This window comes from Sphingorhabdus sp. YGSMI21, from assembly GCF_002776575.1.
Classification (GTDB): domain Bacteria; phylum Pseudomonadota; class Alphaproteobacteria; order Sphingomonadales; family Sphingomonadaceae; genus Parasphingorhabdus.
Genome location: NZ_CP022548.1, coordinates 533,156 through 555,475 on the forward strand (window position 1 = coordinate 533,156; position 22,320 = coordinate 555,475).

Genomic DNA, 22,320 nt, shown 5'->3' on the forward strand with positions numbered 1-22,320 from the left:
CCGTCACCCTCTCTTATTATCTGGGAACGGGGCTATCAGGAGAGTCGACGTGAGTCAACCAATTGATGCTACCAAATTCAATTTTTGTTCATACCAATTGGTATAACTGCTTGGCCGCCGGGAATTTATCAGCCGAGTTTGACCGAGGACAAAAAGCGCTCGCGGCTCTCATTGGCGCGCTGCTGGACTTCTTCCAGAGCCTGCTTTTCGGTCGCGTCCAGCATCGCCTCGATCAGGCGCCGGAAGTGGCTGTGCATGGCCTGCCGCGCCGCAAGCGGATTGCGCGTCGCCAAGGCATCGTAAATTTCCTGATGCTCGCTGGTTCTGGTGCGGACATCATGTTCGCAAACAGATTCATAAGCGGCCTTCACATCGGGCAGTTCTTCGCGCATCCGCCAAAGCGTTTTTATCGTATGAACGATCGCGGCGTTACCGGAAGCTTCGGCAATCGTGATGTGAAAATGCTGATCCGCCTGCGTGGAGACCTCTTCGTCTTGCGAATCCATTTCCTTGATGAATCTGCCGAGCTTGGCGATATCTTCATCAGAAATATTCTGGGCAGCCAAAGCCGCTGCTTCGGCTTCAAAGAGCGACCGCGCTTCGGTCAATTCAAAGGCGCTGACGTCTGGCAGACGACTGTCGTCACCAGGCTGTTTTTCACTGACGTAGACACCGGAACCGGTCTTGATTTCAATCCGGCCAATCGCCTGGAGCGCAATTTCGGCTTCTCGTATGGTGACCCGGCTGACCCCGAAACGCTCAGCCAGTTCGCGCTCGCCGGGAAGCCGCGCACCAACCGGAAAAACGCCATCCTTGATTAGATCAGTGATTTGCTCTGCCACACTATGGAAAAGTCGCTTTTCGCCCATATTCCCTGTCTATCCCATTGAAAGATTGTTACTTCGACCCGCTTTCTCCTGATAGCGCATCTCCATACCAATTGTCTACTCCAGCCTCTGCGTGACAGTTTTGCACAAAATGGCGCAGCAGGTTCAAACTCCCGCTGCGCCATCCCCCGTTGGTTTCTAGAACTTGAACTGTACCCCCGCAAAATAGCGTGGCCCGTATACCTGGATCGCTCCGAAGTCGTCTGGCGCGCCGCGATAATTGGTCCGCGGCTCGTTGAACAGGTTGATCCCTTCGAGCGTGAACTTCACATTCTTGTTCAACCGGAAAGAGACACGGGCTTCGAAAACACTGACATCGTCAACATACCGGACGCGTCCGGGAGTTGCGACAAACTGCTGGAAGTAATTGCTGCGATATTTGTAGACGCCCTGGAAATCGAACGGACCGATTTCATAATATAGCTGCGCCGCCAGCACGTGCTTGGAAAAACCGAACAGGTTTGAAGGCACGATCAGACCGTTGCTAACCGTCGTTCCAGTCGGGGTCGGGGTCGTGATTGCTCCCAATGTATCGTCTTCGAACTCGAAATTCGAATCTGCATAATTATAGCTGACCTTGAACCCGAGACCATCGAGCGGTTCCGGCAGATAGCTAAGACGGTGGGCTGCTGTTATCTCGACACCATAGATTCTGCTTGTGTCGTCACTGGTAGCAACCGATGTCGTGAAGAGGTCGATGTCCTGATTGTTGATAGTGAACGTCTCGGTAAAGCCGATTGCATCAAATCCGCCGTCGAAACTCTTGTAATAGGCGTTGAAAGCCAGGATCGTATCCTCGTTGGGATACCATTCGAGACCTGCGTCGAAATTCCAAGAAAGCAGTGGCTCCGTCAGCGGATTGCCCGTCGCGCTGACATTGTTGAAGCCTCCGGCAATGGCGTCTGCCGGCGTCGCAAATTCGTCATCGTCATTAAAACTAAAGACCCGGCCGTCTCCAAGCGACGAAGGGTCAGGACGCGACAGGGAGCGATAGATGGCAAAGCGTCCAAGCAGATTGGGCTGGAATTCTGCAACGATGTTCAGACTGGGCAGAAATTCCGTGTAGGAATTTTTCGTCTGCCGCTGGATCAGGTTGGTAGTATCCTCGACCAGCACGAATCCGGCGGTGCCGTCACCATCAACATCATCGAGAACAACATTGAAATCCGAACGGAAGCCAGTGGAATTCACCAATGTCTTGACCACCCGCAAGCCGGCGTTTCCGCGAATGGGGGTGTCACCAAGATCACCATCAAAATTGGCCTGTATGTAGGCCGCCATACTGCGCTCGGTCACATCCGTATTTTGCGCGGAATCGAAATTTCCGGACGGATAGATGGGAACGCCATCTTCATCAAACTGCAGACCCGACGGATCCTCGCGCTCGAGAACCTGCGCAATGCACAGCGCATCAAAGGTTGCGAAGCTGTTGTAGGTGCCAATCACATTGCCCGATGAATCGACATTCGTAATGAGCGGATTCCCACCGGAAATGGAGGAAAGGAAGCCGCTTTCGGGAAAGCTTGTCCGACATTCCCGGTTCGCTACGGCCAGGGCACCGGTTCCGTCGGTGTCATTATAGCTATTCTCGAACCGGCTGGCGCCGAGCGCACCGGGCACGTCCCGGTAGCGGAGTTGCTGATAACGGGCGCCGGCCTGGAGCGTGTTTACAAATCCATCCATTTCATATTCGACGTCGCCGCGAAATGCCCAGACACTATTGAACCGGTCCTGCTCCAGATCAGCGCGCAGTCGCGGATCATTGGCAAACAGGTCATGATTGGTCACATCAAAATTCTGGGTGACAAAATTCAAGCCTTGCGATCCGTTCTGAAGGATCTGGACAGCCGTTTCGACCCGGTCATTGGTCGAGCTGCCATCGCTTTCAAACGCATTCGGCCATGCAGCGGCACCGGTGATATCTTCATTATCTTCGGTGCGGAAGCGGATCTGGACCGCCTGCTCCACCCGCTGGGTTCTCGAGTAGGAGCCATCGAGCGAGATTTTCACGCGATCGCTGACTTGCGCGTCCAGCGAGAGCCCGCCACCATAATATTCCTCGTCGCGCTCCAGATATTCACTGACCGCTTCGATCCGCTGTTCGTTGGTAAACTGCCGCAACGCCCCCGTTTCCGTATAAATAAGCGGATATCCCGGAATGGCATTGGCGTCGCCCAGACCGTCAATCCGACGTCCTTCGGCGAAGTTCAGATCGCTGCGCTGCTCTCTGAAAAGACGCTTGGAATATTGGAAATCCGCGTTGATGTCGACATCGGGGCTTGGCTTGAACTGCAAAGCGCCAAAAAAGGAATCGCGCGTATCATCGGTAATATTGGACCGGAAGGCATAGCTGTTCCGGGCAATGACAAAATCATCGGTGACAGTGCCATCGCGCAGGCCGTCGATCGTACCGCCACTGGTATCGCAATTGCCATCATCAAACACGCCGTCGCCAGTGTCCGTTGGATCAACCACGCAGGCCCGGATAGTATTGGAGACATTGGCTTCCTGCTCGGGATTGGTCGTCTTGTTGCGGGAATAGCCCAGCGAAATACCGAGCTCGGCATCACCCAGCTGGAACTGATCAACATAGCTTCCGGTGATACGATAGCCGAATTTCTGGAACCGCTGATCCGCATCGATATCAAGATTGTCAGGATTGGCGTTCAGCTTGAAATTGCCCTGGAATCTGCGCTTGCCATAATCGAGTGGCTTAATGGATTCGAGCGCAATCTGGCCGGCCACGCCCCCTTCAATATAGCTGGCAGCCTGCGTCTTGTAGATACCGATCTTGCTGAAAAGCTCGGAAGGGAACTGGCTGAAGTTGACCGAGCGGTCGCCACTGCCGTTAGATGCGATGCGGCCGTTGATCACCGTAGAGCCCAGGAACGGGCCTAGGCCACGGATTGAAATTTCGGTGGCCCCGCCCTGCTCCCGGTGAGAAGCCGCACCGGTCAGGGTCTCTAGAGCCTCGCCAATCGATAGCGCCGGTATGTCACCGATCTCTTCGGCCGACAGCGCATCAAAGACCTCGGTCGACTCACGCTTCGCTTCAATCGAGTCCTGAATGGTTGCTCGGATGCCGGTAACGACAATCGCGCCTTCGTCCGCTCCGGTCGATTGCGACCAGGCAGGCGTAGCGATCATAGCCATGGCCGTCCCCGCCAGAAGTGCTGTAGAAAAACGTCGCCGCGATCCATTCTCGCGCGCAAATTCAGCCGCCTGTTTCATAAAATCCCCTCTGCTTTGCTTTTATATTTTTGTGGTATGCTGCCGCCTGCCTACCTATATGTCAACCTTTAATCTATACCAATCAAAATACAGGCATCATACCAATGCCATCCTGCTTTCAATATTCCGATTGTGAATGACGCGGCGGGTTCAAGCTCCCGCCGCGTCACATTCCCGTTCAAGCCGGGAAATTGGTGATCGCAAACCCTTGTCCAGCACAGCGACGGCCGCTGAGACCAGACATCCTTCGCACGCCGGGTCAGTCCGGAAGCAGAACCGGGATATATTGGCCCATCCCAACCCCCGGATGCGATCAGATACGGCTAGAACTTGATGCTGGCGCCAAATGTCAGTCTCCGGTCCGGCAAACCCTGGAAGCACAGCAACGCGCCATCGTTCACACAATATTGCTCGATTTTGGACTTGGTCAGATTGACGCCTTCGACACCGATATTGATATTATCGGTCAGATCATAGGTGATACTGCCGTTCAGCTGTCCACGCGCCGCAGTAGTGACCGGGAAACCAATCGTGCTGCCCTGGGTTGCCCCACCAGCGGTGTCCAGCGTGCGAAACGCATCACGCCATGTGTAACGCGCACGAGCCGACAATCCATATTTCTCGTAGAACAGCGTGACATTATAGGCATGCGGCGAGAAATCGAGCAAGCCCTGAACCGCTGTAAAGGGACCGGTAAGACCGCTGCTCGATTCAAGAATAGCCGTTCCGCGACTGTCCGCGTCGGATGTGTCGGTTGCCTGCCCGCCGCTGAACTTCTGATAGGTATAGTTGGCCGCCAAACCAAAACCGGATGCAAAGCCGATACTGTCTTCAAAAGCTGACAGATTGTACTGGAAAGCAACTTCGACACCTGTCTGCTTGGTCACGCCCGTATCGTTTATCGTGGTCGAAACCGGCACGCACAGCCCGTTGCCGGGAGAGGCCGAAAATACGTTTCGATCGGCGATCGGATTATATATCCCGCCCCCTTCACATGGCGCGGTAATATCCTTGAAGCCGGTAACCGGATCGACGAAGGGCGCAGTTTCCAGCGTTACGAACAGGTTGGTCCGCCGTTTGTGGAAGACACCAACGCTGACCACCGCCGCAGGAGCGAAATAATAGCTCAGCGAAGCATCATAAGATGTCACTTTTTCCGGCACCAGACCCGGATTACCGATTTCGACCGGCGTATTCGGACCCGTTCCAAACCGTACAGATGTTTTCAGGGAATCGAAATCGGGGCGATTGATATCCTGACCATAGCTTGCCCGGAGCACGATATCGCTGGTCAAATCGGCCGCCAGATTGACCCTTGGCAACAGGAACCGATATTTGCCCGGCGTATTGGTCTGATTGATTATATTGCCGTTCGCATCGACATTGTTGCCCACCGAATTGATGGCCGTGTCGACGTAGCGCAAGCCGGCGTTCCCGCTAAAAATACCCGCTGCAAAATTGAGCTGGCCGTACACCGCGTGGGTTTGTTCGGTGATCCGGTAAAAGGAAGCCGGATTGAAGCTGGGATCCGCCAATACACGCCCGCCCGGTTCGGCCAGCAATGCGGCCTGCAATGTGGCCAGCGTTCCTGCCTGATCGGAATAGGCGAGATTCGGATCGATGATCAGAAAATCACCGAAGAACAGAGACCGGCCATCGGCCTTGCCGAAATTAGAAGGCCCGGCAACCAGCAGCTGGGAAAACACCGACCCGTTCGGACTGTCGGCCAGTGCTGACAGACCGATGCTGGACGTTATTTCATTAAACTCCGTCGACCGGTCATTATACCGATAACCCAAATTAAAAGATGTCAGAAAGCCAGTCAGATCTTCAAGATCGAGCGTGAAGTCCATGCGCCCGGTATATTCGACATTCCTGTTGCTATTGTCGCTGACCGACACGGCATCGAGCACAACGTTGTTCGGGTCAAGCAGCTGGGCAACCGTCGGAGCAAAGGGCGAACTGGTATCTATTCCGAATGCGAGCGACCCGCCGGACAGATCATAAGCGAACGGCGTGCCGTTATCGTTCGCAGATCCGGTAATCGGCGTGTTCGGGTTGATGAAATTCAGCGTCGTGCTGAGGTCGGGAGTGCGCGAACTGGCGAGCGTACGCGACCCCTCGATCCGTGCCTTGAATCGGCCGCTCTCCCATTCTCCGCCAGCCCTTATCAGATTGCTTTCGGTCAGCCGGGCGCCGGTATCGCTTGAGAAGCGCAAATTGGGTTCATTCGGGACATTCGGCTGAAGCGTACCGGTTTCTGCCGCCTGGATGCTGCCCAGATCGACACCGCCGAGAGAACCGAAATTGATCGTTTCAAAGGTATCCGGGACGTTGGTATTACGGACTGAACTCACGCCTGAGCCCTGAATTCTGGTACTCTGCTGCCGGCGCGTCTGCTTGTTGTAAAAACCGTCGACATATAATTTCAGACTGTCTGACGGCGCCCATTCGAGCGAACCGGCGACATTATAAGTCTCGTAGTTGAAAATCTCGAACTCCTGGTTCAGGAACTGGATACCAAGATAGTCAAAATCCGGACCAGGAGCCCCCGCTGCGGTCACGCTGGTTCCCTGGGGAATCAGAGTATCCCGGTCGACACGAGGACGCGATGACGAAGCATCCTGCTTGGCATAGCTCCCACTGAGCACGATACCGATACGGCCCGCACCGGTGTCCCAATTTTTGCCAAAACTACCTGATATGCGGGGCTGAACGCTTTCCGACTGCTCGCTATATTCGCCCTGGGCGCGGAAAGCGATTAGCGTATCCCGGAGATCCAGAGGGCGGATCGTGCGCAGGTTGATGGTGCCACCGACCGAACCTTCGGTTGTCATGGCCGTTGGCGCCTTGATAACTTCGAGCGAAGAAATGATCGCCGCGTTGATATCTTCAAAATTGATGCCACTGCGCCCCGAACCGGACCCGACGGTACCGACCCCGTTGATCTCAATGCGGTTATCGTTGGAACCACGGATCTGGACTCCGGTTCCGATACCGGCCTCTCTGGTGATCTGCACCCCTGTGATATTCTCGAGAACCTCGGCCAGATTCTGGTCGGGCAGCTTGCCGATATCCTCGGCCTGAATGACTTCGACAAGGCTTTCCGCATTGCGCTTTTCATCCAGCGCCTTCGCGAGCGAGCCGCGGATGCCGGAAACCACAATTACATTGTCATCTGCCTGATCATCCTCCGCTTCCTGGGCGAAGGCTGGCGCAGCCACCAGAGTCATTGCCGTCCCTGCCAACAGAAACGCCGACGCGCGCCGCCGCAAAACTTTGCCGGACGCAGATATACTTGCCTTTTTCATCGAATCCTCTCCCTGTACTCTTATATTTGATGGGAAACTGCCTTGGTCTGAACATTTTGTCAACCTATATAGCATACCTTTATAATTTTTATTGTCATACCAATTATATATACCGCAATTACTGCACAGTTTGCCCTCCGGAACAGCTGCTCCCGGGCGGCCTGCGTTCCGCGGGAAAGCCATTAAAGAGCTTCAGGTCGCAATTGGGAAACAGGGCTGTTGGCCTTTCCGGTTGGCCAAAAGCGTCACGAACAAGACCCCGGCAAAGGTCCACTTCAAGCCCACGGCAAAGACAATTCTTCTGCTTCGACAAACGCTGATCACCCCGGATATGCGCCAGGGGTGAAGCGCACGTCACCATGTGCGTTATGTCGGGAGGGCGGCCTGCTCAACTTACGACCACAATTGCTCCCTATAAATCGGGATAGGATGGATAGAGAAGCAATCTATGACACTTAAATTGTTTCACAAATTGCTCCTGTTGGTCGCGGTCACCGCGCTCGTTGCAGCCTTGGCGATGACAACGGTCAAGGCCTGGAAATGAACTGCCCCGGGATTGCCGGCAGCTCCAACTCTTGAGTAGCCCCTAGATTTCGGGCAGATATGGCGGCAAGCCGTTTTTGGCCATCAGCTATACGCTGAACCAACAGTTTGATGTGGAGGCATTTGACAAGGTCTGGGTAACGGACATTACCTATATCCGGACGTTGGAAGGCTTTGCCTATCTGGCTGTCGTAATCGACCTCTACTCCCGCCGCGTGGTCGGTTAGTCGCCGCAGAGCCGGCAGACGACAGATGTCGTCTTGCAGGCATTGCTGATGGCCGTGTGGCGCCGCAAACCAAAGCGCAAGGTGCTGATCCACTCGGACCAAGGCTCCCAGTTTACCAGCATGGACTGGGCTGCGTTCCTCAGGGCACACAATCTGGAACACTCCATGAGCCGACGTGGAAACTGTCAAGACAACGCTGTTGCCGAGAACTTCTTCAATCTGTTGAAACGTGAACGAATACGGCGCCGGACCTACAAAACACGCATAAAGGCTCGGCAGGATGTCTTCGATTACATCGAGATGTTCTATAACCCGAGGCGAAAACACACTAGGAACGGGATGCTGTCACCCGCAAAGTTCGAACGGCAAAACGAAATGAAAACTGAAGGTGTCTAGAAAACTAAGGGCTATTCAATGTGCTCCTCAACGACCATTAATCCAGGCACAAATTTAGCGTCGAAGCCAAGCTGGTATCAAGGGGCATCGAACGGAAACTCGCTATTGCTCCTGATCGGGGTTCCGCGACTTGCGAGGCCGACCCCATACTGCTCCGCCTCATATCTCATGCTTTTGCAGCAAGGGATCATGTCATTCACAATATTCCGCAGCCGATGGTCTCTGATTATTCCAAACGACATATCAACCAGCTCATTCGCCTCAGTTATTTGGCTCCCGATATCATCGCCGCTATTATCAACGGGACCCAGCCGCCGCAACTTACCGGCCGCCAGATCATGCGGAAGAACAATATCCCACTGGACTGGGCCAGCCAGCGTATCATGTTCAGGTTCGCATAAGCTAGAAACTCAGGGGAAATTACCCCTCAAAATGATCTCTACGCCAAATCCATCCATCTGCATCTGGACTCCAATATTTGGGCCCTAGAGATAATCCATGGAAACTCAGCATAATATCCGTGGCTTCCAGAGCGTCTCTGGCGACCGAGCCGGTGCAGCAATGGAGTGTAACCCTCGGACATTGCGCGACAATATCCAGGTATGCCTCTACAACTAAGTAGTTGTTTTTAAAGAATAAAAATGGTGGTGCTGCTAGAGAGAATTGAACTCTCGACCTCGTCATTACCAATGACGCGCTCTACCACTGAGCTACAGCAGCCGGACCATTTTGATGCGTTGGCGATAGCCGTCCTGACGGGCGGTTTCGACCGAACCGAGGCGCTAAGACCAAATGCGTGCGATCTTGTCAAGCGGAGTTGCGTTTTTCACCGGATAATGCAATCAGACGCCATGCCAAAACCCCAGCCCAAATCGGAAAAAATGCGCAAGGAAGCGGAGAAAGCCGAGCGATTGGCGGCCCAGTTGCGCGCCAATCTGCGTCTTCGCAAGGCCCAGGCAAAACAGATGGTACACGGCGACACCGATGCCGAAGCGCAGTCCTAGAATCGCACCCTAGGCGTTTACCACCGCCCGCTCCGGTTTGATGATCTCGAAATCATTGACCGCCTCGATAAATTTTGCGGCCACTGGCGCCACCTTGTCGGTTTCGGGATCAAACCAGACATAGGTCAGCTTGACCACATTGAGCAGCTCGTCTCCGCGCAAGAGATGCACGAGGAGAGAATAGCTGGTGCGGCCGAAACGGGTGATCCGGACCGCTATATCGAGCAGGTCGTCGGCCCGCGCCGGCGCGCGATAATCGACATCGGCGTGGCGGACCCAGTTGTCGCCGCCGAAATGCTGCATGAAGCCGCCGAGCATTTCGCCGCTAGGCTGCGTACCGCTTTCCGCCATAAGCGCGCGCATATATTCGGTCAGGCCGATATCGGCAAAAGCGAGATAATGGGCATTGAAGACAATGCCCTGCAAATCGCATTCGGCATAGCGCACGCGAATCGGGGTGATCAGGCGAAAGCCGTCGCGGGGGTTTTTCTGTTCGGTCATGGCGCCGGCTCTTTCCCCAGCGCCGCCTGACTGTCAACCGGCTTTGGCAGCGGTCATGCAAAAGGCATTGAGCTTGTTGCCGTCGGGATCGCGAAAATAGCCAGCGTAGAAACCCTCGTCGCCGCGCGGTCCCGGCGCGCCCTCGTCGCTTCCGCCATTGGCGAGCGCGATATCGTAGAGACGCTGCACCTGCTCTATGTCCTTCGCTTCCAGTGCGACCATCACACCATTGCCAACGCTGGCGGGCTGTCCGTCGAACGGTTTGGTCGCGGCAATACCCGGCGCGCCGCCCATCGTGCCCCAGGCAATGAACTGGTCGAAATCCATCATGCGTCCGACACCCATTTCACCGGCGAGCGCATCATAGAATTTCGCCGCTTTCTCCAGATCATTGGTACCCAATGTGACATAGCCGATCATGTTCTTCCCTCCTTATCAGACAAGAACATTACAGGAACAAACCAGTGGCGTCAACGGATTCAAAGAGGGGCAGTCTGTGCCTCCAACCATTCCAATGGCTCGCCCTCGAGCTGCGGTGCAATCATCGCGCGCACCCTGGCGTGATAATCATCAACCCACTGGCGCTGGCTTTGCGAGAGCATGTCGACGTCAATCAGCTTGCGTTCGAGCGGCGCGAAGGTCAGCGTCTCGAAACCGAGCATGGTCTGTTCGCCGCCTTCGATCTCACGTTCCTCGACAAGAAAGAGATTTTCGATGCGGATGCCGAATTCGCCCGCCTTGTAATAGCCCGGTTCGTTGGACAGGATCATGCCCGGCTGCAGCGCTTCGCTCAGACCGCCGGCGCCGGATATCCGCTGCGGGCCTTCGTGCACCGATAGATAGCTGCCGACGCCATGACCGGTGCCGTGACCATAGTCGACGCCATCGGCCCAGAGATATTGCCGCGCCAATATGTCGAGCTGACCGCCGGTCGTGCCCTTGGTAAACACCGCCTGGTCGAGCGCAATATGGCCCTGCAGGACCTGAGTGTAACGCTTGCGCATTTCCGCGGTCGGCTCGCCGACAGCAACCACGCGGGTAACATCGGTGGTGCCGTCAAGATATTGGCCGCCGCTGTCGACCAGATAGAGCGAATTCAACTCAATCGGCTGATTGGTCTCCTCGTTCACACTATAATGAGGCAGCGCACCATGATCGCCGGCGGCAGAAATCGTGTTGAAGGAGAGATCCTTGAGTTCCGGATTCTCCTCCCGAAACTTGCGCAGCCGGGCGGCCGCCGACAATTCGTCCAGTCCGCCCTTGGGTGCCTCGTTCGCCATCCAGTGCAGGAACTTGGTCAGCGCCGCGCCATCGCGCTTCTGCGCGGCCTTGTGGCCGGCGATCTCGGTTTCGTTCTTGATCGCCTTGGCGAGAATGGTCGGATCGCGGTCCTTGACGATAGTGGCACCCGCATTGTCGAGCGCTTCGAAAATGGCGGCCACCGAACGTTCCGGATCAACCGCAACGGTTTTGCCGGCCATGTCCGACAAGGCGTCGGCCAGCTCGTCATAGTCGCGGATCTCGACATGATTGCCGAGATGTTCACGCACCGCGTCGGTCAGCTTCTCCGGTGCAACAAACAGGGTCGCCGTCTCGTCCGCGCGCACGATCGCGTAAGCCAGCGGTACCGGCGTGTTCGCAATATCCTTGCCGCGGACATTGAAGAACCAGGAAACCGAATCCAGCGCGGCGATGACGGTGGCGTCATAGCCCTTGTCCTTGAGCCATGTCGCGACATCTGCCCGCTTCTCCCGCGCCGATTTTCCGGCATATTGATCGCTATGGACCGCGAGCTTCTCTGGCGAACGCTCGGGCTGGTCTTCCCAGACCGCGTCGACGGGGTTGTGCTGCACCGCGACCAGTTCAGCGCCCGACTTGGTCAATGCCTTGCTGGCCGTTTCCGCCCATTCGCGAGTGTGCAGCCAGCTGTCATAAGCGATTTTCGAGCCCTTGGGCGCATTGGCGGCGAGCCATTCATGCGGCTTCTGGTCCGCTACATTGACATATTCATAGAGATTGCCGTCGACCTGGTCGCGGACCTGAACGACATAGCGCCCGTCTATAAACATCGCCGCCTTGTCCTTCAGCACGACAGCCGAGCCGGCCGAGCCGCCAAAGCCGGTCAGCCAGGCCAGGCGCTGCGCATATTCGCCGACATATTCGCTCATATGCTCGTCACAGATCGGCACGACAAAGCCATCGAGACCGTCTTTCTGCATTTGTTCCCGCAACGCCTTGAGGCGCGCTTCGTAGGTAGACATCAACATCGCCGAGCAAACTCCTTGAATTAGCTTATCGTCGAACACATAGGAGTTCCGAGCCCCATTCGCCACCTAAATCCGGCTGGAGATATAGAGAGAATATGACCAAAAAGCTGACTCGTCCGCCATTTGCAGAACAGCGTCCCCACAGTTACGAACGGCACGGATACGTCGTCAACGACCCGTGGCACTGGCTAAAAGATGCGCGATATCCGGTTGTCGAGGACGAGGATGTACTTGCCTATCTTAAGGCGGAGAACCAGTGGTTCGAACAGAATATGGAAGGGCGAAAAGAGCTGACCAAATCCCTGTTCGCCGAGATGAAGGCGCGGATCAAGGAAGACGATAGCTCGGTGCCGCAAAAGGATGGCGACTGGCTCTACTGGGCCAAGTTCGAGGAGGGTATGCAATATCGCCAGCATTGGCGCAAGGCGGTATCGGGCGGCGAAGACCAGCTGATGCTCGACGAGAATATATTGGCCGAAGGCAAGGAATATTTCCGTCTGGGCGCGGCATCGGTGTCTCCGGATGGCCGCCTGCTGGCCTATTCCTATGACGATAATGGTTCGGAACGGTTTGAAGCGCGGATCAAGGACCTCTCCAGCGGTGAGCTACTCCCCGATATCATTCCGGGCACCCTGTCGAGTCTAGTCTGGTCCGCCGACTCCAAAATGCTGCTCTACGGCCTCGCCAATGAACAATGGCGCACCGACAATGCCCGCCTGCATGTACTGGGCAGCGATATTGCCGAGGATGTCGAGCTATATCACGAAGATGACGAGGGCTTCCGCGTCGGCATCGGCCTGACCCATTCCGAAAAATATATCGTGATCTCGACCGGTGATCACGAAATCAGCGAAGTGCGACTGCTGCCAACGGACAATCCGCTGGCCGACCCCATTCTGGTGTCCGCACGGAAGACCGGTCGCGAATATGAGGTCGAGGAGCATGATGATATGCTCTATATCCTGACCAACGACGATCATGTGAATTTCCGGCTGGCGACGGCACCGGTCGCCGATCCCGACAATTGGACGACCCTGATCGCCGGTTCGGATGAATTTTACCTGACCGACGTCTCTACCTTCAAAGATTTCTACGTCACCGAGGGCCGCGAAAACGGTCTCGATCAGGTTGAAATCCGTTCCTATGACGATCCCGCCAAGGTCGAGCGCATCGCCTTTCCCGAGGCCAGCTACAGCACCGGGCTCGACGACAATCCGGAATATGAAGTCGTCAAGCTGCGGCTCAGCTATGACTCGATGGTCACCCCGGGCACGGTCTTCGATTATCATCTGTCCGACCAGTCCCTCGAAACACTCAAGGTGCAGGAAATTCCGTCCGGCTATGACGCCAGCCAATATGTCACCGAGCGGCTGATGATCGAGGTGCGCGACGGAACGATGGTGCCGGTTTCTCTGGTATATCGCAAGGATACCAGGATCGACGGCAGCGCGCCGCTGCATCTCTATTCCTACGGTGCCTATGGCTATGCCGTGCCGCCGAGCTTCTCGACGACGCGACTCAGCCTGGTCGACCGTGGTTTCGTCTATGCCATTGCCCATATCCGCGGCGGCGATGATCTGGGCCGGAACTGGTATCTGGACGGCAAGCTGACCAAACGGACCAACACGTTCAACGATTTTGTCGATGTGGCAAAAGGCTTGATTGCCAAAAACTACACCAGCAGGGGCCGGATCACTGCTTCGGGCGGTTCAGCAGGCGGCGAGCTTATGGGCGCGATCGTCAACAGCGATCCTGACCTATGGGGTGCGATCGTCGCGCATGTGCCCTTTGTCGACGTGCTCAACACCATGCAGGACGAAAGCCTGCCGCTGACCCCCGGTGAATGGCCGGAATGGGGCAATCCGATCACCGACAAGGCAGCGTTTGAATATATCCGCAGCTATTCGCCCTATGACAATGTGACAGCGCATGATTATCCGCCGATGCTGATCACCGGTGGACTCAATGATCCGCGCGTGACCTATTGGGAGCCGGCGAAATGGACCGCCAGGCTGCGCGCCACCAAGACGGATGACAATATCCTGCTGCTTAAGACCAATATGGGCGCCGGCCATGGCGGCAAGTCGGGTCGCTGGAACGCGCTGGAAGAAACCGCAGAGGAATTCGCCTTCATCCTCTGGCAGATGGGCATATCCGAATGAAACCGCCGGAAACGGCCTACGCTCTTTCGATCACCGCCCGACCGGAGGACATAGACGAACTCGGCCACGTCAATAATGCGGTCTGGGTGCGCTGGATCCAGGATATGGCGACAGCCCATTGGAACGCCGTCGCACCGCAACAGGCTATCGATCAATATATCTGGGTCGTGACGCGGCACGAAATCGACTATCGCGGCAATGTCGAAGCCGGCGAAACCGTGACCGGACGCACCTGGATTTCCGAACCGCCCAAAGGTGCCCGCTTCTGGCGCAACGTCTGTTTTACCGACCCTGACGGCAGGACAAAGGTCGCAGCAAAAACCAACTGGGCGATCATCGATCGGGCAAGCGGCAAGCCGGTGCGGGTTCCTGCCGATCTAGCGGCGCTGTTTCTGGAAACCTAAGGCGCGGGTATCGCCGTGGACGGAGCAAGCGGTGAGGGCTGGTCCACCCTTTCCCCTTCGGCGGTCCGCAACTGTTGCGGTTCGAGTATCGCCGCAGTTTCAATCACGTCAAGCGCGCGCCGTGCTTCATTATAGCGCCGGGCTTTTTCCATCCATTGCAAGAATTCTTCATCCTTGTCGGCTCCGGCCAATTTTTCGATTTCCGCAATCGCGGCATCGACATTGCCCGTTTCGACATAGCGTTTTGCCCGGATCAGGCGCTGTTGCGGAGCCGGCGACGGGGTGCCTTCGCGGCGGATCACGAAGAGTTCGGACAGCTCCCGCTGGAAGTCGGCCCAGAAGCCTGCACCGCTCGAGCCGGTCATCAGCGTGGGGCCGAGTTCGTCCAGTCCTGCCGACAGTTCTTCCAGCGTCACCGGCTGGCGGGAGGCGTTGACAATAGTCGTTACCGCCTTGGGCTGGGCATCACCGAAACGCAGCCGCAACTGCGGGTCGATATAACCAAGTGGCGAACCGCGATCCAGCGCCCGGCGGGCGGCAAAGGCGATCAACAGGCCCTCGGCCCGCGCCGCATTGCCGGATGCGGCCTGCGCCTGCACATTGATCCGCGACAGGCGATCTTCCAGATCGGCAACGCGCACCGCCAGCGCGCGCTCCAGATCGGGTGTCAAGGTAGCTGCAGGACTAGCCTCTGCGGTTTGTGCCGGCGTCGGCAGGACGCTGCCGTCGGCATCGATACGGTTGGCCAGCGCGGTTGCAGGATCAGGCGCCGCCTGGGTACCGGTCCCCTCGGCAACCGCCGCAGCTTCCGTGTCCGAGCTGGTGTCGAACGGGTTGTAGCGGGACAATATCCATCCGGTGAGGATCGCCCCGCCGACAAAAGCCACAACCATCAAAATCAGCACATTACGCGTCAAATTGCTCTTGCCTGTCGATGGCGAAAGCCTTTCATAATCGCGACTCATTCCGGCTTTCCTTCCCGGCCCGGCGTCATGGCGAACCAAATATTCTCATTCCCTCTGGCATAGTCGGGTCGCCAGAGACAGTAAAGACTCGTCATCCGGACGGTCCGCGACCTGCAGGCTTTTCCATTGCGCTCCTGCTGCGGCCGCGACTTTTTCGGAAAAGGCCAACACCTGATGCCGATCCGGCTTTATGTGCAACCGGTCGAGTTCGGTGACGAGATGCCTTGCCGCCCGCGGCGAGTGCAGCAGGATTATCGTTTCGCCTTTCAGGCAGGCTATGGCCTTCTCCCCCAATGCCATGGCCCGCGACCGGTATACGGGAACGACCGTCATTTGCCGATCGCCCGGGTCCAGCATGCTATGCTGCTCGCCAGCCAGCCACAGGACGCGACGGAAACGATTGTCCTCCAGCTGGTCCAGCAATCGCTGTCCGCCGGAATCGCCGCTATGCAGCACGTTAAAACCTGCATGTCGTGCGGTCGAAGCGGTTGCCTGACCGACCGCAAGCACGGGGAGCGATCCTAAATCGCCGAGCCGGTCTCCGCCATAATTTACTGCATTGGCGCTGGTCAGCAGCAGGGCATCAAAATCAGCCGCCACCGGACCGGACCATGATATCGGTTCAACCGTGAACAGCGGATCAACCACTGTTTGCAGCCCCAGATCCCCCGCTCGCCGTTCGGTCTGCAGCGCCCCGTCGAGCGGCCGGAGAATCAGCAGCGGCAGCGTCATCGTCCAAATACGGCCTTTAGCTCCGCGCTCGCCTGACCCAGCAGCTTGTCGGCCAATATGCCGGGCGCCGAGACATCGCCGGTGTCGAAACTGGATGTCCCTTCAATATGCTCCGATCCATCGGGCAGCAAAATTTCTGCCCGCAGATGAATGGTGGATCCGTCAATCGTCGCCAGGGCTGCCACCGGGCTGTGACAATCTGCAGTCAGTTGTTTCAGAAGCATGCGTTCGGCAATGACGGCACGAAATGTGTTCGTCGAGGAGATCGCGTGCATCAGCTTGCGGACATGCGGGTCTTCGGATCGCGCTTCAACACCAATCGCGCCCTGCGCCGGAGCTGGCAGCATGACCTCATCGGAAATTTCGCTGCCCACATCTTCCATATCAAGACGTTTCAGGCCTGCGGCAGCGAGCAACGTCGCGTCATATTCGCCATTTTCAATTTTTTGCAGCCGGGACTGCACATTACCGCGAATCAGTCTGATATCGAGATCGGACCGCTGCCGCAAAAGCTGTGCCTTGCGCCGCGGGGATGCGGTGCCGACAATGGCTCCTTCCGCCAGCGCATCGATCGACTCCGCTCCGATCAGCCGGTCATGGATATCGGCCCGCTCCAGCATCGCTGCGAGAATGAATTCCTCCGGCCGGATGGTCTCGACATCCTTCATGCTGTGCACCGCGCAGTCAATTTCACCATTCCCGAGCGCGTGATCCAGTTCCTTGGTCCACAAAGCCTTACCGCCCACATCGGCAAGCGCGCGGTCCTGTATCCGGTCGCCGGTGGCGATCATCGGCACCAGTTCAACCTGATCCGGCCGCCATCCATGGGTTGTTAGCAGCGCATTGGCGGTCATCTGCGCCTGCGCCATGGCCAGCGGGGATTGGCGCGTACCGATACGCAAGGGCCGGTCCAGACCGGCGAGAATCTCTTTTTTGGCGTTGTCGCTCATGATAGCGCTTGTCCTAATGGCTTGAGCGCCTAAGTAAAAGCGTCATGAGCCTGATCTTGGGAATTGAATCAAGCTGCGATGAAACGGCAGCCGCGCTAGTCACGTCTGATCGGGAGATTCTGGCGCACAAACTCGCTGGCCAGGAGGCGGAACATGCCCCCTATGGCGGCGTGGTCCCCGAAATCGCAGCCCGCGCCCATGCCGAGATTCTGACGCCGCTGATCGAGGCCGCACTGGAAGAAGCGGGAAAATCGCTGGACGATGTCGACGCGATCGCTGCCACAGCAGGCCCCGGCCTGATTGGCGGGGTGATGGTCGGGCTGGTTACCGGCAAGGCGCTGGCGATGGCGGCGGGCAAACCGCTGGTCGCTGTCAATCATCTCGAGGGCCACGCCCTGTCACCACGACTGGTCAATCCCGATCTGGCTTTTCCCTATCTGTTGATGCTCGTTTCCGGCGGCCATTGCCAGATATTGCGCGTCGAAGGCGTCGGACAGTATCGGCGGCTGGCCACAACGATTGATGATGCCGCGGGCGAAGCCTTCGACAAGACCGCGAAAATATTGGGTCTTGGCTATCCGGGTGGCCCCAGGGTCGAGGCCTTTGCGCGGGAGGGCAATCCGGCTGCGGTTCCCCTGCCCCGTCCGCTGATCAAATCAGCCGAACCGCATTTTTCCTTCGCCGGTCTGAAAAGCGCGGTGGTCCGCGCCCACCAAAACGGTGCGTACCGGCCGGAAGATATTGCTGCGTCTTTCCAACAAGCGGTGGTGGATTGTCTGCGCGACCGGCTGGAAAAAGCGATTCGCGATCATGCCAGCTGCGCTCATCTCGTTGTCGCCGGCGGTGTCGCGGCAAATACACCGATCCGCGCCATGCTCGAAGAAGTCGCAGAAGAGAATGGCATGGCCTTTACCGCGCCGCCGCAGTGGCTGTGCACCGATAATGCCGCGATGATTGCCTGGGCTGGCGCAGAGCGCTTTGCCGCCGGCATGACCGATTCCCTCGATTTCGTCGCGAGGCCACGCTGGCCGCTGGACCCTACGGCTGAAAAAGCGCGCGGTGCGGGAGTGAAGGCATGAGTGCGGCAATCACCAGAATAGGCGTCATCGGCGCGGGCGCCTGGGGCACGGCCCTGGCGCAGGTTCTGTCGGAAGATCAGGACGAGTTCCTTCTGTGGGCCCGCGAACCTGAAGTTGTTGACCAGATCAACCACACCCACGAGAACAAATCCTTTCTGGCGGGCCATCGGCTCCGCGACAATATCCGCGCAACGCAGGATTTAGGCGCAATGGCGGCCTGCGATGTGCTGCTGCTGGTCACGCCGGCACAACATCTGCGCACCACATTGCAAGCGCTACCCGATTCCGGTGCTGCGCTGATCCTGTGCTGCAAGGGGATCGAGGCAAGCAGCCGCTTGCTGTTGAGCGAAGTTGCCAAGATCGTGCGACCGGACAACGACCTCGCTGTCTTGTCCGGCCCGACCTTCGCCCATGAAGTGGCGCAAGGCCTGCCGACCGCCCTGACGCTGGCCTGCGAAAGCGAAGCGCTCTGGGAGCGGCTCAAACCACTGATCGCCAAGCCGCGTTTCCGGCCTTATTATTCCGACGATGTCGTCGGCGCGGAAATCGGCGGCGCGGTCAAGAATGTGCTGGCGATTGGCTGCGGCGTGGTCGACGGGGCGGGGCTGGGGCAAAATGCCCGTGCATCCCTGATCAGTCGCGGCTTTGCCGAAATGCTCCGCTATGGGGCAGCGCGCGGCGCCCGGGCGGACACGCTTGCCGGGCTTTGCGGCCTTGGCGATCTGGTGCTCACCTGTTCCTCGACCAGTTCGCGCAATTTCTCGCTCGGCCGTGGACTGGGAGAGGGCCAGTCAGCCGAATCGCTTCTGTCGGACCGGACAACGGTTGCCGAAGGAGCTTCCACGGCCCCGGTCCTCCAGCAGGACGCAAGAGCACGCCAGGTCGACATGCCGATCGTCGACGCCGTCTGCGCCCTGCTTGCCGGCAAGGCCGATGTTCAGTCTGTAGTCACCCAGCTCATGAAAAGGCCGCTGGTTTCCGAACGCAGATAGACCGGCGAGCCATGATGATGACAAAATACCGAAACTGCTATAGACAGTCTGTCCTGGAGCGGACCAGCCGGAGAGCGATTTGAACAGTCCTGAATCATCAGGCACGGCTGGTGCACCGCCAATTGATGGCGACACACCCGCCGACAAGAGCAAGGACGATATTGCCGCGCTGGCCAAAGGCGGGCGGACCAATATTTTCGGATTTCTGCTGCGCCTCGCCGCGCGCCTGCCCTTTCTGTTCATCGCCGGCCGGATCTATGGTGCAGAAGCGCTAGGCCGCTTTGCCTATGCAATATTGGTGGTGGAATTCGCCGCTCAACTGGCAACGCTCGGGCTGAAGCGCGGGCTGGCGGCCCAGCTGAGCAAGACCCAGAGGCCGCATGTCCATGTCGTCTGGGACGGGCTGCTGGTAAGCTTTCTGGCGTCGGGGATCGCCGCAGGCATTCTTATCGCTTTTCCCTTCATCATGTTCCCGAACAGCGAAATCAACGGTCTCGACCGGTTTTTGCCGTTGGTGATATTTACCGTTGTCGGCGCCGATATCGCGCTCGCCGCGCTCGCCTACCGCTACGATATTGCCTCGACCGTGCGCGCCCGGTCGATTGTCGAGCCGTGGACGATCAGCATCGCCGCCTTTCTCTTCTCCTATTATTCGTTGCGCGACGGCCTGATCCTCTCCTATGTCGTGTCGATGATCGCCGCACTGGCGGCCTCTTTATGGCCATTGTTCAAAAGCTATGGCCTGCCGCACGGCTGGCGGCCGGAGCCGCTGAAAATCGCGCGGATGGCCCGCCGCAACATGCCCCTTGCCGCTGCCGACGCAGCCGAATGGGGTTCGCGCCGTCTCGATCTGGCGATCCTCGGTCTGTTCGCATCGCCGGCGATTGTGGGTATCTATTATATCGCGCAGCAGGTGGCGAGCCTGCCGCAGAAGCTCAAGACCAGCTTTGACCCCATTCTCGGGCCGGTCATCACGCGCAATCTGGAGGCCGGCAATATGAAGGCTATCGCCAGCCAGGTCAGCCAGGTCGGATTCTGGATCATTGCAGCGCAGGTCGGCATTGCCCTGGCGCTGGCGATTCCAGGCGAAGCCGTGATGGGCCTTGTCGGTCCGGGATTTGTCGGCGGCACCGGCGCGCTGGCCTTCCTGCTGGCAGCCGAAGCCGTGGCCGCAACCGCCGTGGTCAGCGAATCCGCGCTGGTCTATATTGCCCGCCATCGCAATCTGCTGATTTCGCTGTCGATGTTGCTGCTGCAGGCTGCGCTCAGCGTCGCCTTCATCCAGATCTGCGTCTATCTCGGCCTTGGCCCCCTGTATCAGGCAGCGGCGGTCGCGGCGGCCTTGATGGTCGCCCTCGCCTATGCTTCGGTGGTGAAGGCAATATTCCTGTCAAAGCTGCTCGATGCGCCCGTCAACGGCTGGCGCTGGACCCTGCTGATCGCCATAGGCGTTGCCAGCGCCGTCGGCTTTCTCGCGACGCGCCTGCCCGAATGGGCAGAGCTGATCGTCGGCATACCCATGATCCTTGGCAGCTACGCCTGGGTCATCTGGAAATGGGGCTTTGGACCGGAGGACCGGACGCTATTCAAAATGAAAGGCTGATTAGCCCAGCCGTTTTTCCACCAGCGCCCGCAGATCGGCTTCCGGACGCGCGCCATAATGGGAAATTACTTCCGCTGCAGCGACCGCGCCGATGGTCAGACATTCGTCCATCGGGCGCTCTTCAATGTAACCGCTGAGGAAACCTGCGGCAAAAAGGTCGCCGGCACCGGTGGTATCGACGATCTGGTCGACGGGCTCGGCGGCAACAGCGGTTGTCTTACCGTCCCGGACCGCGATCGCCCCTTTTTCGCTTCGCGTGACGACCAGCGTCTCGACCTTGGCAGCCGTTTGCGCGACCGCAGCGTCAAAATCCTCGGTTTCGGCCAGCATCATGATTTCCGCTTCATTGGCGAAGAGAATGTCAATCTTGCCGCCATCGATCAGACCGACAAATTCCGCCCGGTGCCGGTCGACACAGAAAGTGTCGGACAGGGTGAAGGCAACCTTCCGGCCATTTTCCCGGGCAATGTCGATCCCCAAAGCCATCGCGGCCTTGGGTTCATCGGCATCCCACAGATAGCCTTCAAGATAGAGAATCGCGCCGCTGGCGATCAGATCGGCGTCAACCGCAGCCGGCGGCAGGAATTGCGATGCGCCAAGGAACGTATTCATCGTCCGCTGCGCGTCGGGTGTGACGAAAATCAGGCAGCGCGCCGTTGGCGGCTCCTTGCCCAGCGGCGGCACGTCAAAATCGATCCCGGTGGCCCGAATATCATGGGCGAAGACCTCTCCGAGCTGGTCGTCTGCCACTTGCGCGATCAGCGCGCACTGGCGCCCCAGGGTGGACGCGCCGGCCAGCGTGTTGGAACCCGAACCGCCGCTGATTTCGCGCGCCGGCCCCATGTCGCGGTACAATTCCTGCGCCCTGTCGGCATCAATCAGCGCCATGCTGCCCTTGACCAGTTGCTCCTCTTCCAGAAATTCGTCGCTCGACTGGGAGATGACGTCGACAATCGCGTTGCCGATGGCGACGATATCATAGCGGGCTTCGGTGGTCATAAATATACCTCTGGGCTGGTTGCACTATTGCGGCTGCGTTAGGGATTTGGGTCTGGACCATCAAGCA

At 57.8% G+C, this 22,320-nt stretch carries 16 protein-coding genes, 1 tRNA gene and 1 pseudogene; 7 read left to right on the forward strand and 11 right to left on the reverse strand.

The features are described 5' to 3' along the window. Positions 1–128 precede the first annotated feature (128 nt). From CHN51_RS02480 to CHN51_RS02490, 3 genes are all read right to left on the reverse strand, one after another. Positions 129–869, reverse strand: a complete 741-nt coding sequence (locus CHN51_RS02480) for a FadR/GntR family transcriptional regulator (RefSeq protein WP_100092599.1) — start codon at positions 867–869, stop codon at positions 129–131. Positions 870–1,025: 156 nt separating this feature from the next. Then, positions 1,026–4,040, reverse strand: a complete 3,015-nt coding sequence (locus CHN51_RS02485) for a TonB-dependent receptor (protein ID WP_206169952.1) — start codon at positions 4,038–4,040, stop codon at positions 1,026–1,028. A 401-nt stretch (positions 4,041–4,441) separates the two neighbouring features. Continuing rightward, on the reverse strand, positions 4,442–7,429 hold the full coding sequence (locus tag CHN51_RS02490) for a TonB-dependent receptor (protein WP_206169954.1): 2,988 nt from the start codon (positions 7,427–7,429) through the stop codon (positions 4,442–4,444). Between the two features lie 596 nt (positions 7,430–8,025). On the opposite strand from CHN51_RS02490, the pseudogene CHN51_RS02495 reads away from it, so the two are divergent. Then, positions 8,026–8,595, forward strand: a pseudogene (locus CHN51_RS02495) (IS3 family transposase); the annotation flags it as partial. 645 nt (positions 8,596–9,240) lie between these two features. Here the strand turns inward: CHN51_RS02495 and CHN51_RS02505 are convergent. Further along, positions 9,241–9,315, reverse strand: a tRNA-Thr gene (locus CHN51_RS02505). A 131-nt stretch (positions 9,316–9,446) separates the two neighbouring features. Here CHN51_RS02505 and CHN51_RS19690 point away from each other — a divergent pair. Next, positions 9,447–9,599 carry a hypothetical protein gene (locus tag CHN51_RS19690; RefSeq protein ID WP_164088913.1) on the forward strand — a complete coding sequence of 51 codons (153 nt, stop codon included), beginning with the start codon at positions 9,447–9,449 and terminating at the stop codon, positions 9,597–9,599. A 9-nt stretch (positions 9,600–9,608) separates the two neighbouring features. On the opposite strand, the gene CHN51_RS02510 is transcribed toward CHN51_RS19690, so the two are convergent. The 3 genes from CHN51_RS02510 to CHN51_RS02520 are packed head-to-tail and all read right to left on the reverse strand — an operon-like array spanning position 9,609 to position 12,361. Continuing rightward, entirely contained in the window at positions 9,609–10,100 is a 492-nt protein-coding gene (locus CHN51_RS02510; protein ID WP_100092602.1) for a thioesterase family protein, read from the reverse strand. Positions 10,101–10,133: 33 nt separating this feature from the next. Then, positions 10,134–10,520 carry a VOC family protein gene (locus CHN51_RS02515; RefSeq protein ID WP_100092603.1) on the reverse strand — a complete coding sequence of 129 codons (387 nt, stop codon included), beginning with the start codon at positions 10,518–10,520 and terminating at the stop codon, positions 10,134–10,136. A gap of 59 nt (positions 10,521–10,579) precedes the next feature. Next, positions 10,580–12,361: an aminopeptidase P family protein gene (locus tag CHN51_RS02520; RefSeq protein WP_100092604.1), complete on the reverse strand. Its 1,782-nt coding sequence runs from the start codon at positions 12,359–12,361 to the stop codon at positions 10,580–10,582. Between the two features lie 101 nt (positions 12,362–12,462). On the opposite strand from CHN51_RS02520, the gene CHN51_RS02525 reads away from it, so the two are divergent. Together CHN51_RS02525 and CHN51_RS02530 are read left to right on the forward strand one after the other, a co-directional pair. Further along, the gene (locus CHN51_RS02525; RefSeq protein WP_100092605.1) at positions 12,463–14,529 is read left to right on the forward strand and encodes a S9 family peptidase; all 2,067 of its coding nucleotides are present in this window, start codon (positions 12,463–12,465) and stop codon (positions 14,527–14,529) included. Beyond that, positions 14,526–14,933 carry an acyl-CoA thioesterase gene (locus tag CHN51_RS02530; protein WP_100092606.1) on the forward strand — a complete coding sequence of 136 codons (408 nt, stop codon included), beginning with the start codon at positions 14,526–14,528 and terminating at the stop codon, positions 14,931–14,933. Before CHN51_RS02525 ends, CHN51_RS02530 begins: the two co-directional genes overlap by 4 nt. On the opposite strand, the gene CHN51_RS02535 is transcribed toward CHN51_RS02530, so the two are convergent. Genes CHN51_RS02535 through hemC form a run of 3 tightly spaced genes read right to left on the reverse strand, consistent with a single transcriptional unit; the run spans position 14,930 to position 17,580 of the window. Continuing rightward, the gene (locus CHN51_RS02535; protein WP_100092607.1) at positions 14,930–15,898 is read right to left on the reverse strand and encodes a hypothetical protein; all 969 of its coding nucleotides are present in this window, start codon (positions 15,896–15,898) and stop codon (positions 14,930–14,932) included. The two genes, CHN51_RS02530 and CHN51_RS02535, sit on opposite strands and share 4 nt — an antisense overlap. A 45-nt stretch (positions 15,899–15,943) precedes the next feature. Next, positions 15,944–16,630 carry a uroporphyrinogen-III synthase gene (locus CHN51_RS02540; protein WP_100092608.1) on the reverse strand — a complete coding sequence of 229 codons (687 nt, stop codon included), beginning with the start codon at positions 16,628–16,630 and terminating at the stop codon, positions 15,944–15,946. Further along, positions 16,627–17,580 carry a hydroxymethylbilane synthase gene (gene hemC / locus CHN51_RS02545; protein WP_100092609.1) on the reverse strand — a complete coding sequence of 318 codons (954 nt, stop codon included), beginning with the start codon at positions 17,578–17,580 and terminating at the stop codon, positions 16,627–16,629. Before hemC ends, CHN51_RS02540 begins: the two co-directional genes overlap by 4 nt. Before the next feature lie 44 nt (positions 17,581–17,624). On the opposite strand from hemC, the gene tsaD reads away from it, so the two are divergent. From tsaD to CHN51_RS02560, 3 genes are all read left to right on the forward strand, one after another. Next, the gene (gene tsaD / locus CHN51_RS02550) at positions 17,625–18,659 is read left to right on the forward strand and encodes a tRNA (adenosine(37)-N6)-threonylcarbamoyltransferase complex transferase subunit TsaD (RefSeq protein WP_100092610.1); all 1,035 of its coding nucleotides are present in this window, start codon (positions 17,625–17,627) and stop codon (positions 18,657–18,659) included. Next, positions 18,656–19,651, forward strand: a complete 996-nt coding sequence (locus CHN51_RS02555) for an NAD(P)H-dependent glycerol-3-phosphate dehydrogenase (RefSeq protein WP_100092611.1) — start codon at positions 18,656–18,658, stop codon at positions 19,649–19,651. Before tsaD ends, CHN51_RS02555 begins: the two co-directional genes overlap by 4 nt. Before the next feature lie 121 nt (positions 19,652–19,772). After that, positions 19,773–21,254, forward strand: coding sequence for an oligosaccharide flippase family protein (locus tag CHN51_RS02560; RefSeq protein WP_100095387.1), 1,482 nt, complete (start codon positions 19,773–19,775; stop codon positions 21,252–21,254). On the opposite strand, the gene CHN51_RS02565 is transcribed toward CHN51_RS02560, so the two are convergent. Continuing rightward, the gene (locus tag CHN51_RS02565; protein ID WP_100092612.1) at positions 21,255–22,253 is read right to left on the reverse strand and encodes an adenosine kinase; all 999 of its coding nucleotides are present in this window, start codon (positions 22,251–22,253) and stop codon (positions 21,255–21,257) included. Between the last annotated feature and the right edge of the window lie 67 nt (positions 22,254–22,320).